Origin of the sequence: Streptomyces sp. NPDC127114 (assembly GCF_042677525.1) — a bacterium.
In the GTDB taxonomy this organism is placed as follows: domain Bacteria; phylum Actinomycetota; class Actinomycetes; order Streptomycetales; family Streptomycetaceae; genus Streptomyces.
On sequence record NZ_JBHXTJ010000025.1, the window covers coordinates 37799 to 50548 of the forward strand.

13 protein-coding genes are annotated in these 12750 nt (G+C 72.4%); 7 read left to right on the plus strand and 6 right to left on the minus strand.

What is annotated here, in order from left to right; genetic code table 11:
- Nucleotides 1-157: 157 nt before the first annotated feature.
- Together ACFVGS_RS23970 and ACFVGS_RS23975 are read right to left on the minus strand one after the other, a co-directional pair.
- On the minus strand, nt 158-751 hold the full coding sequence (locus ACFVGS_RS23970; RefSeq protein ID WP_384418018.1) for a TetR/AcrR family transcriptional regulator: 594 nt from the start codon (nt 749-751) through the stop codon (nt 158-160).
- A complete protein-coding gene (locus tag ACFVGS_RS23975) occupies nt 748-2325 on the minus strand; it encodes a 3-hydroxyacyl-CoA dehydrogenase (protein ID WP_385693609.1) in 1578 nt (525 codons plus the stop codon). The genes ACFVGS_RS23970 and ACFVGS_RS23975 overlap by 4 nt, the downstream gene beginning before the upstream one ends.
- 124 nt (nt 2326-2449) lie before the next feature.
- Here ACFVGS_RS23975 and paaN point away from each other — a divergent pair, with 124 nt between their 5' ends.
- Entirely contained in the window at nt 2450-4147 is a 1698-nt protein-coding gene (gene paaN / locus ACFVGS_RS23980) for a phenylacetic acid degradation protein PaaN (RefSeq protein WP_385693610.1), read from the plus strand.
- Nucleotides 4148-4322: 175 nt separating this feature from the next.
- On the opposite strand, the gene ACFVGS_RS23985 is transcribed toward paaN, so the two are convergent.
- From ACFVGS_RS23985 to ACFVGS_RS23995, 3 genes are read right to left on the minus strand one after another with little or no spacing between them, the layout of a single operon-like run.
- Nucleotides 4323-4985, minus strand: a complete 663-nt coding sequence (locus tag ACFVGS_RS23985) for a TrmH family RNA methyltransferase (protein WP_384418029.1) — start codon at nt 4983-4985, stop codon at nt 4323-4325.
- Nucleotides 4986-5041: 56 nt separating this feature from the next.
- On the minus strand, nt 5042-6307 hold the full coding sequence (locus ACFVGS_RS23990; RefSeq protein ID WP_384418009.1) for an HTTM domain-containing protein: 1266 nt from the start codon (nt 6305-6307) through the stop codon (nt 5042-5044).
- Nucleotides 6304-7179 carry a DUF5819 family protein gene (locus ACFVGS_RS23995; RefSeq protein ID WP_384418007.1) on the minus strand — a complete coding sequence of 292 codons (876 nt, stop codon included), beginning with the start codon at nt 7177-7179 and terminating at the stop codon, nt 6304-6306. Before ACFVGS_RS23995 ends, ACFVGS_RS23990 begins: the two co-directional genes overlap by 4 nt.
- A 201-nt stretch (nt 7180-7380) precedes the next feature.
- Here ACFVGS_RS23995 and paaA point away from each other — a divergent pair, with 201 nt between their 5' ends.
- From paaA to ACFVGS_RS24025, 6 genes are all read left to right on the plus strand, one after another.
- On the plus strand, nt 7381-8442 hold the full coding sequence (gene paaA, locus ACFVGS_RS24000) for a 1,2-phenylacetyl-CoA epoxidase subunit PaaA (protein ID WP_384418004.1): 1062 nt from the start codon (nt 7381-7383) through the stop codon (nt 8440-8442).
- Nucleotides 8439-8726 (plus strand): 1,2-phenylacetyl-CoA epoxidase subunit PaaB, encoded by a 288-nt coding sequence (gene paaB / locus ACFVGS_RS24005; protein ID WP_384418002.1) that lies wholly within the window; start codon nt 8439-8441, stop codon nt 8724-8726. The genes paaA and paaB overlap by 4 nt, the downstream gene beginning before the upstream one ends.
- The gene (paaC, locus tag ACFVGS_RS24010; protein ID WP_384417999.1) at nt 8723-9466 is read left to right on the plus strand and encodes a 1,2-phenylacetyl-CoA epoxidase subunit PaaC; all 744 of its coding nucleotides are present in this window, start codon (nt 8723-8725) and stop codon (nt 9464-9466) included. The genes paaB and paaC overlap by 4 nt, the downstream gene beginning before the upstream one ends.
- Entirely contained in the window at nt 9460-9975 is a 516-nt protein-coding gene (paaD, locus tag ACFVGS_RS24015) for a 1,2-phenylacetyl-CoA epoxidase subunit PaaD (protein ID WP_384417997.1), read from the plus strand. Before paaC ends, paaD begins: the two co-directional genes overlap by 7 nt.
- Entirely contained in the window at nt 9976-11073 is a 1098-nt protein-coding gene (locus ACFVGS_RS24020; protein WP_385693611.1) for a 2Fe-2S iron-sulfur cluster-binding protein, read from the plus strand.
- Between the two features lie 134 nt (nt 11074-11207).
- Nucleotides 11208-12341 carry an acyl-CoA dehydrogenase family protein gene (locus ACFVGS_RS24025; protein ID WP_384417991.1) on the plus strand — a complete coding sequence of 378 codons (1134 nt, stop codon included), beginning with the start codon at nt 11208-11210 and terminating at the stop codon, nt 12339-12341.
- A gap of 34 nt (nt 12342-12375) precedes the next feature.
- Here ACFVGS_RS24025 and ACFVGS_RS24030 read toward each other — a convergent pair whose 3' ends face one another.
- Nucleotides 12376-12720, minus strand: a complete 345-nt coding sequence (locus tag ACFVGS_RS24030; protein WP_385693612.1) for a rhodanese-like domain-containing protein — start codon at nt 12718-12720, stop codon at nt 12376-12378.
- Nucleotides 12721-12750: the final 30 nt, after the last annotated feature.

Consider the following 12750-nt stretch of genomic DNA (forward strand, 5'->3'; position numbering starts at 1 on the left):
GATTTATACACCCCATAATTGGTGGGCTGCTTCTTTTGTTTATACGACACTGACCCCGACGTGGACCCTTACCCGGCCCGGGGGGACTGCGCGTAACGGGGGCGCGCCCGCCGGGGGTGCCCCCGGGGGGGGCGCGACAAGGCGTCGGCGACGCCGATCAGCGGGCCGTGCGCAGCCCGTCGAAGGCGAGGTGGACGACGGTGTCCACCAGCTGCTCCCGCTCCGCCACGGAGGCGTGGTGCGGCCGGTACCACTCGACCAGCGAGTTGATCATGCCGAAGAGCAGCCGGGTCGCGAGCCGGATGTCCAGGTCGGCCCGCAGGTCGCCCTCGGCGGCCGCCGCCTTCAGGAGCTCGGCCACCCGGTGGTCGAACTCGCGGCGCCGCTCCAGCGCCCACCGCTCGGTCGAGGTGTTGCCCCGCACCCGCAGCAGCAGCGTCACGTACGGCAGCTCGGCGATCAGCACCTCGACGGTGCGCCGGGTCACGTACTCGACCCGCTCGACGGCCCGGCCGCGCCCCGCGCCCGGCTCGTCGAGGACGGCGAACAGCCCGTCGAGCGCGCGGCTGACCGCGCGCCGCAGCAGCTCCTCCTTGCCGGCGACGTGATGGTAGATCGAGGACTTGGAGATCCCGGCCGCCTTGGACAGGTGCTCCATGGACGTGCCGTCGTAGCCGCGCTCGTTGAAGACCTGCACGGCCACCGAGAGCAGCGAGTCAGGGGTGTAGGTGTCGCGTCGGGCGGTGGTCATCGGTTCTCCTCCGCCACCTCGTGGTACGAGCGGCGCACCAGGCCGAGCGAGGGCGCGTACCGGCCGGTGGGGTAGCGCTTGTGCAGCTCGTCCAGCAGGTCCTGCAGGCGCTCCCATCCGACCTTCGCGGCCCACTCCAGCGGGCCTGCCGGGTAGTTGACACCCAGCCGCATCGCGGTGTCGACGTCCTCGGCGGAGGCGACGCCCCGGTCGACGGCGTCGACGGCGACGTCGGCGAGCATCGCGACCGTCCGGGCGACGATCATGCCCGGTACGTCCCCGATCACCGAGACGTTCTTGCCGAGCGCCTGGAAGAGGCCCACGGCCTCCTCCAGGGTCTCCCTGGAGGTCCGCTCGGCGGTGGACAGAACGATCCTGCTCGCCTTGGCGTAGTCGAGGGCGAGGTCGAAGTAGACGATCTCCTCCTTGTGGTACTGGAAGGAGGTCTCCCCGTCCGTGAGGCCGAGCAGCCCGCCGGACGGCAGGGCGACGAAGCCCTCGCCCTTCTTGCGCCGCACCGTGATCCCCGCGGTCTGGAAGAGCGCGACCAGCGGTTCGGCGGGCCCGAGGTCGCCGAAGACGACGATCCGCGAGGGCGCCTTCGCCGGCGCCGCGGTGTGCGGCTCGGGGCGCTCGGCGCCGTCCGCGTACGAGAACCAGCCGTGGCCCGACTTGCGGCCGAGGCGCCCCGACTCCACGAGCCTGCGCTGCGCGAGCGAGGGCGTGAACTTGGGGTCCTGGTAGAAGGACTCCCACACGGACCGGGTGACGGCCTCGTTGACGTCCTGGCCGATGAGGTCGGTCAGCTCGAAGGGCCCCATCCGGAAGCCGCCGCACTCGCGCAGCGCCGCGTCGATCGTGGCCGGGTCGACGGCGCCCTCCTCGAAGATCCGCAGCGCCTCCGCGTAGAAGGGGCGGGCGACGCGGTTCACGATGAAGCCGGGGGTGTCGGTGCAGCGCACCGGCGTCTTGCCCCAGCGCTTCGCCGTCTCGTACGCGCGCGTGGCGACGGCCGGGTCGGTGGCGAAGCCGCTGACGACCTCGACGAGCGGCAGCAGCGGGGCCGGGTTGAAGAAGTGCAGGCCGACGAAGCGGCCGGGCAGCCGCAGCCCGCCCGCGATCGCGGTGACGGAGAGCGAGGAGGTGTTGGTGGCGAGCACGGCGTCGTCGCCGACGACGTCCTCCAGCTCGGCGAAGAGCCGCTGCTTGACCTCGAGCCGCTCGACGATCGCCTCGACGACGAGGGCCGCGTCGGCCAGCTCGGCGAGGCCGTCCGCCGCGTGCAGCCGGGCGACGGCGGCGTCCCGGTCCTCCTTGCCCAGTCGGCCCTTCTCGACCAGCCGGTCCAGTCGGCCCGTGACGGCCGCGACGGCCTCCTCGGCCCGGCCGGGGGCGCTGTCGTAGAGGCGTACGGGATGCCCCGCCACCAGGGCGACCTGGGCGATGCCCTGGCCCATGGTGCCGGTGCCGACGACGGCGACCGTGCTGCCCGGCTCGATGCCTGGTGGGACGGGCCCGGCCCCGTCGGCCGACAGCTCGTCGCTCCCCGGGCGGACGTTCGCGTTGGCGGTCATAGGAGTGATCCTCCCCGATGGGTTTTCCACAGGATCGCCGGACCCCCTTGTCCCGACCGATCGTTCGGTTACTCTAACTCCGTACGCGTCTCCCTGCCCAGCTCGACGAGGAGTTGGTCCATCCATGGCCACCGCTCTGCTGACCACCGACCGTCTGGCCGAGAAGCACCGGTCCACACTCGATCAGGCGCTCTCCACCATCCGCACCCGCGCCTACTGGTCCCCGTACCCGGAGCACCCGAAGGCCTACGGGGAGAACGGCTCGCTGGACGCCGCCGCGGGTCTCGCCGCCTACCAGGACCTGCTCGGCAAGCGCTTCGAGCTCGACCAGCCCGGCACGGACGGCTGGACCGCCGGCGAGACCTCGCCGTACGGCCCGGTCCTCGGCATCGAGTACCCGCACGCCGACATCGACGTGCTGCTCCCCGCGATGCGCGCCGGCATGGCCGCCTGGCGCGACGCCGGCCCCGAGACCCGCGCCCTGGTCTGCCTGGAGATGCTCGCCCGGATCTCCGCCCGCACCCACGAGTTCGCCCACGCCGTCATGCACACCAGCGGCCAGGCCTTCATGATGGCGTTCCAGGCCGGCGGCCCGCACGCCCAGGACCGCGGCCTGGAGGCCGTGGCGTACGCCTACGAGGAGCAGACCCGCACCCCGGCCGGCCGCGCCGCCTGGTCGAAGCCCCAGGGCAAGCGCGACCCGCTGGAGCTGAGCAAGGAGTTCACCCCGGTCGCCCGCGGCATCGCGCTCATGATCGGCTGCAACACCTTCCCGACCTGGAACGGCTACCCGGGCCTGTTCGCCTCCCTGGCCACCGGCAACCCGGTCCTGGTCAAGCCGCACCCGCGCGCGGTCCTCCCGCTGGCCCTGACCGTCCGGGTCGCCCGCGAGGTCCTCGCCGAGTCCGGCTTCGACCCCAACCTGGTCGCGCTGGCCGCCGAGCAGCCGGGCGAGGGCATCGCCAAGACCCTGGCCGTCCGCCCCGAGATCAAGATCATCGACTACACGGGCTCGACCTCCTTCGGCGACTGGCTGGAGGCCAACGCCCGCCAGGCCCAGGTCTACACGGAGAAGGCCGGCGTCAACACCGTGGTCGTCGACTCCACCGACGACTACAAGGGCATGCTCGGCAACCTGGCCTTCTCCCTGTCCCTCTACAGCGGCCAGATGTGCACCACCCCGCAGAACCTGCTGATCCCCCGCGACGGCATCACCACCGACCAGGGCCCGAAGACGTACGACGAGGTCGTGGCCGACCTCGCCGCCGCCGTCGGCGGTCTGCTCGGCGACGACGCCCGGGCGAACGCGCTGCTCGGCGCCCTCGTCAACCCGGACGTCAAGGCGCGCCTGGAGGCCGCCGCGGGCCTCGGCGAGGTGGCGCTGGCCTCCCGCGAGGTGACGAACCCGGACTTCCCGGACGCCGTCGTCCGCACGCCGGTCATCGTCAAGCTCGACGGCTCCAAGCCGGACGCCGAGGCCGCCTACTTCTCGGAGTGCTTCGGCCCCGTCTCCTTCGCCGTCTCCGTCGACTCCACGACCGAGGCCCTGGAGCTCCTGCGCCGCACGATCCGCGAGAAGGGCGCGATGACGGTCGGCGCGTACACGACCTCGCCGGAGACCGAGCGCGCCGTCGAGGAGGTCTGCCTGGAGGAGTCCGCCCAGCTCTCCCTGAACCTCACCGGCGGTGTCTACGTCAACCAGACCGCCGCCTTCTCCGACTTCCACGGCTCCGGCGGCAACCCCGCCGCGAACGCGGCCCTGTGCGACGGCGCCTTCGTCTCCAACCGCTTCCGGGTGGTGGAAGTCCGCCGCCAGTCCTGAACCGGCCACCGGCCTGACCGGGCACCGACCTACCAGGCCACCGACCTGACCGGGCCACCGGCCTGACCAGGTCATAGGCCTGACCAGGTCATAGGCCGGCCCCAGGACGTCGGAACCGACCCGGGCCCGCCCCTCAGCTGACGGAGGGGCGGGCCCGAGGTTCAGGCGGGAGGCGTCACGCGATGTCCGCGTACCTCTGCACCCACGCGTGCATCGCGACCGCCGCCGCCGCGCCCGCGTTGATCGACCGCGTCGAGCCGAACTGCGCGATCGAGCAGACCATCGTCGCGTGCTCGCGCGCCTCCTCCGTGAGGCCGGGCCCCTCCTGGCCGAACAGCAGCACGCACCGGCGCGGCAGCACCGTCCGCTCCAGCGGCACGGCGCCCGGCAGATTGTCGATGCCGATGATCGGCAGGTCCTCCGCCGCCGCCCACGCGGTGAGCGCCGCCGTGTCCGGGTGGTGCCGCACGTGCTGGTAGCGGTCCGTGACCATCGCCCCGCGCCGGTTCCAGCGCCGCCGCCCGACGATGTGGACCTCCTTCGCGAGGAAGGCGTTGGCCGTCCGCACCACCGAGCCGATGTTGAAGTCGTGGCCCCAGTTCTCCACCGCCACGTGGAAGTCGTGGCGCCGGGTGTCCAGGTCCGCGACGATCGCCTCACGCGTCCAGTACCGGTAGCGGTCGACGACATTGCGCCGGTCGCCGCCTGCCAGCAGCCCACGGTCGTAGCGCTCGTCGTCCGGCCACGGCTCCGGGTGCGGCCCGACGCCGACCTCGGGGCCGTAGCCCTCGTCGTACTGGACCGGCTCGGTCGACCCGGCCGGCTCGGGCGACTCGATCGACGTGCTCGTCTTCGTCGCCTCGGCCGACTCGGCCGGCTGTTCTTCGGTGGTGCTCACCCGACGAGGGTACGGGGGCTCGCCCCGTCACCCGAACGGCTCTCACCGGGCGCCCGGGCTTCCTCGCCCCGCGCCCGCCCGCGGCCGGTGCCGAGCAGCCGGTCCCGGCCCCGCGCGGCCCGCGCTCCCAGCCACACCAGGAACGCCGTCGGCAGGAAGACGGCGTCCGCGGCGATCATCGCCATCGAGAAGAACGGCAGCCCGAGCAGCAGCGCGATCCCGGCGTGCTCCAGCATCATCGCCGCGAGCAGCACGTTCTTGACCTTGCGGTTGAACAGCGTGAAGGGGAAGGCGACCTGCACGATCACCGTGCCGTACGTCAGCAGCAGCACCATCACGCCGCTCGATCCCAGCAGGTCGGAGAGGGCCGGCCAGGGGGAGAAGTAGTCGAGCTTGAGCGGGAAGTAGAGCGCCGTGCCGTCCTGCCAGCGCGAGCCCTGCACCTTGTACCAGCCGGCCGTGGCGTAGATCAGGCACACCTCCGCCATGATCACGACGAGCGTGGCGTTGTGCGCGAGGTTGGCGAGGACGTCCAGCAGGGTGCGCGGCTCGCCGGGAGCGTACCGGCACACCAGCCACCACAGCCCGTGCCCCAGCCACAGCACCCAGAACATCACGAGCAGCCACCACTCACCGGTGACGCCGGAGAAGTACGTGGCGGCGAGCAGGAAACCGCCGAGCACGATCCACAGCAGCGGCCCGGCGAATCCGCCGTCGTCGCTGCGCGGGCCGTGTCCGTCGGTCCTGACGCCGGCGCGGGCGCGGGCGGCACGCCGGGCGTCGAGCGACCAGACCTGCCCGCAGCGGGTGAGGACGAGGTAGACCGCCATGAGGTGGACGACGTTGTCGCCGCCGTCGCCCATGAAGATGGACCGGTTCTGCAGGGACAGCACGCCGGCCATGAAGACCACCGAGACGGCCCGGGTGTGCCAGCCGAGCAGCAGCAGGACGGCGGAGAGCACGGCGAGGCCGTAGACGACCTCGAACCACAGCCGCCCGTCCGACCACATCAGCACGGTGAAGGAGCGGTTGTCGGCGATCAGCTGCCGGCCCATCTCCCAGGACCACGGGCTGTCGGGCCCGTACAGCTCCAGCCGGTGGGGCCACTCGCGCAGCAGGAAGAGCAGCCAGGTGAAGGAGAAGCCGATGCGGACGATCGCGGCCTGGTAGGGGCCGAGGGCGTTCGCCGTGACCTTCTGGACGGCGGAGGCCAGCCGCCGGTCGAAGGGGACGCGGGAGGCGGCGGGGGTGGTCTGGCTCATCGGGCTGCCTCCGTACCGGCCTTCGCCTCGGTGCTGGTGCCCACGGCCGCACCGGGCCGGTCGGGCGCGGTGATGCGCCACCAGGGATACGTACGGAACGAGGGCCGGGTGTCGATCTTCTCGGTGCTCCAGGCGGGAGCCGGCACGGGCCGGGTGGCGGAGCGCAGCTGGATCTTCTCGACGGTGCCGCCGAGCGCCCGCTCGTCGAGGCGCAGCATGACGATCCGGCGCAGGTACTGCTCCGAGAGCCGGCCGCGCAGTCCGTTGGGGCGCTGGTCGTCGGTGTGGGAGTTGAGGTAGAAGTCCCAGGCCCGGCGCAGCTCGTTCTGCTCGGTGTGGCTGGGCAGGAGGTTGCCGCGGATCTGGTCGGCGTCCTGCCCGGACAGGTCGATCCAGGCGGTGGTCGCGCGGGTGCCGTCCGGGCGGGCGAGCTCGGCGCGGACCTGGACGGCGATGTTCTGCTGGAGCGGGTTGGGGGCGAAGAGCTTCCAGTTCTGCTCGAACTCGGGGTAGACCCAGTCGTCGACGGCCTCGCCGTGCCGCTTGGTCAGCGTGTTCGAGGGCGCGACGTGCAGGAAGACCATCGCGAGGTGGACGCAGGCGAGGACGCCGATGACGGCGAGCGCGACGGCCGCGACGACCTGGTACGGCATGGAGAGCGCCCCGATCCCGCCCCGCGCCGCACCACCGACGTCACCGATGCCGGCGTCGCCGATGCCGGTGTCACCGCCGCGAGCGCCACCGCCGCGGACGCCGGCGACGCCGGCCCCGGACACGGACTTGGACTCGGCTCGGCCTCCGGCTTCGGCTCCGGCAGCGGACTCGGCTCGCGCCCCGGCTCCGGTCCCGGAGTCGGCCCCCTCGGTAGCCACGGACTCAGGTCCTTCAGCGGCCCCGGTCACCCGTTCGGGCGAACCGCCCGGACCGGGTGCGACCCCGCCCCCGTCGTCGTACGAGTCCATCGCGCCCCGCTCCCGCTCGGCCTCAGCAGTTATCCACAGGGTTGACACCATACGGGCCGCCGAACGACCATTGAAGTCATTCAACCGAACGATCGGTCGGTAGGGGGTCCGATGACCACAGGTACGGCAGAGGCGACAGCGGCAGAGGGGACGGCGGCGAGCCAGGCCGCCCTCGAAGCGGTGTTCGACGCCGCCGTGGCCGCCGACGAGCGCATCGAGCCGCGCGACTGGATGCCCGACGCCTATCGCGCCGGCCTCGTCCGCCAGATCGCGCAGCACGCGCACTCCGAGATCATCGGCATGCAGCCCGAGGCCAACTGGATCACCCGGGCGCCCTCCCTGCGGCGCAAGGCGATCCTCATGGCCAAGGTCCAGGACGAGGCCGGCCACGGCCTGTACCTGTACAGCGCGGCCGAGACCCTCGGCACCAGCCGCGACGAGCTCCTCGACAAGCTCCACTCCGGCCGCCAGAAGTACTCGTCGATCTTCAACTACCCGACGCTGACCTGGGCCGACGTCGGCGCCATCGGCTGGCTCGTGGACGGCGCCGCGATCACCAACCAGGTCCCGCTCTGCCGCTGCTCCTACGGGCCGTACGCGCGCGCGATGGTCCGGGTCTGCAAGGAGGAGTCCTTCCACCAGCGCCAGGGTTACGAGGCGCTCCTCGCCCTCTCCCGGGGCACCGAGGCGCAGCACGCGATGGCCCAGGACGCGGTCGACCGCTGGTGGTGGCCCTCGCTGATGATGTTCGGCCCGCCGGACGACGAATCGACGCACTCCGCGCAGGCGATGGCGTGGAAGATCAAGCGCCACTCCAACGACGAACTGCGGCAGCGCTTCGTCGACATCGCGGCCCCGCAGGCCGAGAGCCTCGGCCTCACCCTCCCCGACCCCGACCTGAGGTGGAACGAGGAGCGCGGGCACTACGACTTCGGCCCCATCGACTGGGACGAGTTCTGGAACGTCCTCAAGGGCAACGGCCCCTGCAACGAGCAGCGGCTGAGCAAGCGCCGCCAGGCGCACGAGGACGGAGCCTGGGTCAGGGACGCCGCCGCGGCCTACGCGGAGAAGCACGCCGCCCAGCACGGCCGGCACGGCGAGAACGCCGGCCACGACCGGCACGACGAGCAGCAGAACCACACGCACGACACGCACGGGGAGGCACGGGCATGACCACCGACGGATGGCCGCTGTGGGAGGTGTTCGTGCGCTCGCGCCGCGGACTGTCCCACACCCACGCCGGCAGCCTGCACGCGCCGGACGCCGAGATGGCCCTGCGCAACGCCCGCGACCTCTACACCCGCCGCATGGAGGGCGTCTCGATCTGGGTCGTCCCCTCCGCCGCGATCACCGCCTCCTCGCCCGACGAGAAGGACCCCTTCTTCGAGCCCTCCGCCGACAAGCCCTACCGGCACCCCACCTTCTACGAGATCCCGGACGGGGTGAAGCACCTGTGACCGGCCCGACCAGCAGCACCAGCGGCACCGCCACCGTCCCCGCCGCCACGCTCGCCCTCGGCGACGACGCCCTCGTCCTCGCCCAGCGCCTGGGGGAGTGGGCGGGCGGCGCACCCGTCCTCGAAGAAGAGGTCGCCCTCGCCAACATCGCGCTCGACCTCCTCGGCCAGGCCCGCGTCCTGCTCTCCCTGGTCGGCGACGAGGACGAGCTGGCGTACCTCCGCGAGGAGCGCGCCTTCCGCAACTGCCAGCTCGTCGAGCAGCCCAACGGCGACTTCGCCCACACCATCGCCCGGCAGCTGTACTTCTCCACCTACCAGCACCTGCTGTACGGGCAGCTGGCCGCCGGGGGCGGCCCGCTCGCCGGACTCGCCGCCAAGGCCGTCAAGGAAGTCGCCTACCACCAGGACCACGCCGAACACTGGACCCTGCGCCTCGGCGACGGCACCGAAGAGAGCCACCGGCGCATGCAGACCGCCTGCGACGCCCTGTGGCGCTACACCGGCGAACTGTTCCAGCCCCTCGACGGCCTCGACCTGGACACCGAGGCCATGGAGCGCGCCTGGCTCGACTCGGTCACCGCCGTCCTCGGCCGGGCCACGCTCACCGTCCCGGCCGGACCGCGCACCGGCGCCTGGTCCGCCGGCGCCGGCCGCCAGGGACTCCACACCGAGTCCTTCGGCCGCATGCTCGCCGAGATGCAGCACCTGCACCGCAGCCACCCGGGGGCGTCATGGTGACCGGCACCCCTGCCACGGCCCCCACGCCGCTCGAGGAGGAGCTGGCCCGGATCGCCGGCGCCGTCCTCGACCCCGAGCTGCCCGTCCTCACCCTCGCCGAACTCGGCGTGCTGCGCGGCGTCCACGTCCACGGCCCCGGCCGCGTCGAGGTCGAGCTCACCCCCACCTACACCGGCTGCCCGGCCGTCGAGGCCATGTCGTCCGACATCGAGAACGCCCTCCACGCACACGGCGTACCCGAGGTCTCCGTCGTCACCGTCCTCAGCCCCGCCTGGTCGACCGACGACATCAGCGAGGAAGGCCGCCGCAAGCTCGCCGAGTTCGGCATCGCCCCGCCCCGCCCCCAGGGCCCGGCCGGCGGACCGGTACCGCTCACCCTGGCGATCCGCTGCCCCCACTGCGGATCCACCGACACCGAACTCCTCAGCCGCTTCTCCTCCACCGCGTGCAAGGCACTGCGCCGCTGCGCGGCCTGCCGTGAACCGTTCGACCACTTCAAGGAGTTGTAGATGCCGTCGACGCCGTCCTCGACCGCCGGACGGGCCGGGTTCCACCCGCTCCGCGTGAGCGAGGTCGAGCAGCTCACCGACGACTCCGTGGCCGTCACCTTCGCGGTCCCGCCCGAGCTCCGCGAGACCTACCGCCACACCCCCGGCCAGCACCTCGCCCTGCGCCGCCTCGGCCCCGACGGCGAGGAGATCCGCCGCACCTACTCGATCTGCGCACCGGCCGCCGCCGAAGGCGAGACGCCCGTCCTGCGCGTCGGCATCCGCCTGGTCGAAGGCGGAGAGTTCTCCACGTACGCGCTCAAGGAGCTCGCCGTCGGCGACACCGTCGAGGTCATGGAACCCATGGGACGCTTCGTCCTCGACCCGCGCCCAGGGCACTTCGCGGCCGTCGTCGGCGGAAGCGGCATCACGCCGGTGCTTTCGATGGCGGCGACACTGCTCGCCCGCGAGCCCGAGGCCCGGTTCTGCCTGGTCCGCAGCGACCGCACCGCTTCGTCCACGATGTTCCTCGACGAGGTCGCCGACCTCAAGGACCGCTTCCCCGACCGTTTCCAGCTGGTCACCGTGCTCTCCCGCGAGGAACAGCAGGCCGGACTCCCCTCCGGACGGCTCGACGAGGAACGGCTCACGGCCCTGCTGCCCGCGCTCCTGCCCGTCGGCGAGATCGACGGCTGGTTCCTGTGCGGCCCCTTCGGCCTGGTGCAGAACGCCGAGCGCACCCTGCGCGCCCTCGGCGTCCCGCGCACCCGCATCCACCAGGAGATCTTCCACGTCGACGACGGCTCCGCGCCCGCCCCGGCGGCCGCGGCGGACGCACCCGCCCACGCCACGCTGACCGCCACCCTGCACGGCCGGTCCGGCAACTGGCCCGTCCAGCAGGGCGAGACGCTCCTCGACACCGTGCTGCGCGCCCGGGCGGACGCCCCGTACGCCTGCAAGGGCGGCGTGTGCGGCACCTGCCGCGCGTTCCTCGTCTCCGGCGAGGTGCGGATGGACCGCAACTTCGCCCTGGAGCCCGAGGAGACCGACGCCGGCTACGTCCTGGCCTGCCAGTCCCACCCCGCCACCCCGGAGGTCGAGCTCGACTTCGACCGCTGAGCTGGCACGACCGGACAGGGGCGGGCGCGCCCGGGCACGACCCGGAGCGGGCCCGCCCATTCCCTTCCGGTAGAACCTGTTCTATCTTGACGGTCCGTCAGATCCCAGCGGGGCAGGCCGAAAGGGACAGGACCGTGGACTTCACCTTCACCGAAGAACAGCAAGCGGCCGTCGAAACGGCCAAGGCCGTCTTCGCCGACGTCCCACCCGACGCCGTACCCAGCCCCGCCCTCACCCCCGGCGCCGTCGCCGACGACCTCGACCGCGCCCTCTGGACCCGCCTCGCCGACACCGACCTGCTCGGCCTCGTCCTCGACCCCAGCCACGGCGGCGCAGGACTCGACCCCGTCGCCCTCTGCCTCGTCCTCCGCGAATCCGCCCGCGCCCTCGCCCGCGTCCCCCTCCTGGAAACCAGCGCCGTCGCCCTCACCCTCCAGCGCTACGGCCCCGCCGCCACCGCGGCCCAGCTGCTCCCCCGCGTCGCCCGCGGCGAACTCGTCCTCACCGCCGCCGCCCATGGCCGCACCGGCCACGACCCGGCGCCCCTCGCCGTCACCGCCCGACGCACCCACGACGGCTGGAGCCTCGACGGCCACACCAGCGCCGTCCCCTGGGCCCACCAGGCCGACCACATCGCCGTACCCGCCCACACCCCCGACGGACACACCGTCCTCGCCCTGCTGCCCCGCACCCGCACCGGCCTCACCCTCACCGACCAGTACGGCACCCACGGCGAACGCCTCGCCGAACTCCACCTCGACGACGTCCACCTCGACACCACCGACGTCATCGACACCGAAGGCGCCTGGGAACGGCTCCACGGACTCCTCACCACCGGAACCTGCGCCCTCGCCCTCGGCCTCGGCGAACAAGTCCTCACCATGACCAGCCAGTACACCGGCAGACGCGAACAGTTCGGCCACCCCGTGGCCACCTTCCAGGCCGTCGCCGTCCAGGCAGCCGACCGCTACATCGACCTGCGCGCCATGGAAGTCACCCTCTGGCAGGCCGCCTGGCGCATCACCACCGACGCCGCCGGCACCCTCCCCGCAGCCGCGGACATCGCCGTGGCCAAGATCTGGGCCTCAGAAGGCGTACGCCGCGTCGTCCAGACCGCCCAGCACCTCCACGGCGGCTTCGGCGCCGACACCGACTACCCGCTGCACCGCTACCACGCCTGGGCCAAACACCTCGAACTCGCCCTCGGCCCCGCGGCACGACACGAAGAAGAACTCGGCGACCTGCTCGCCACCCACTCCCTCGGCTGAACCACGCCCGGCGGAACCACAGCCCGCCCGCGCACTACAGCACGTACGCGGGGCTCCCGTCGTCCGTCACCATCGGGCGCCCCGCGCCGTCCCACGCGAGCATGCCGCCATCGACGTTCACCGCGTCGATCCCCTGCCGCACCAGATACTGCGTGACCTGCGCCGACCGGCCACCCACCCGGCACATCACGAAAGCCCGCCGCCCATCGGCCACGGCCTCCGTCACCTCACCGAACCGCGCCACGAAATCACTCATCGGAACGTGCAACGCACCCTCCACATGACCGGCCGCCCACTCGTCGTCCTCACGGACGTCCAGCACCAGGGCATCCGCCGGCACGGAAGCCACGTCGACCGTCGGCAGCGGGGCGAAATTCATGAACGTGGCCTTCTCTTCCGAAACTCCGCG

Coding starts and splice junctions, on each gene's coding strand:
- ACFVGS_RS23970 (WP_384418018.1), bottom strand. CDS start 751: ATGACCACCGCCCGACGCGACACCTACACCCCTGACTCGCTGCTCTCG.
- ACFVGS_RS23975 (WP_385693609.1), bottom strand. CDS start 2,325: ATGACCGCCAACGCGAACGTCCGCCCGGGGAGCGACGAGCTGTCGGCC.
- paaN (WP_385693610.1), top strand. CDS start 2,450: ATGGCCACCGCTCTGCTGACCACCGACCGTCTGGCCGAGAAGCACCGG.
- ACFVGS_RS23990 (WP_384418009.1), bottom strand. CDS start 6,307: ATGAGCCAGACCACCCCCGCCGCCTCCCGCGTCCCCTTCGACCGGCGG.
- paaA (WP_384418004.1), top strand. CDS start 7,381: ATGACCACAGGTACGGCAGAGGCGACAGCGGCAGAGGGGACGGCGGCG.
- paaB (WP_384418002.1), top strand. CDS start 8,439: ATGACCACCGACGGATGGCCGCTGTGGGAGGTGTTCGTGCGCTCGCGC.
- paaD (WP_384417997.1), top strand. CDS start 9,460: ATGGTGACCGGCACCCCTGCCACGGCCCCCACGCCGCTCGAGGAGGAG.
- ACFVGS_RS24020 (WP_385693611.1), top strand. CDS start 9,976: ATGCCGTCGACGCCGTCCTCGACCGCCGGACGGGCCGGGTTCCACCCG.
- ACFVGS_RS24030 (WP_385693612.1), bottom strand. CDS start 12,720: ATGAATTTCGCCCCGCTGCCGACGGTCGACGTGGCTTCCGTGCCGGCG.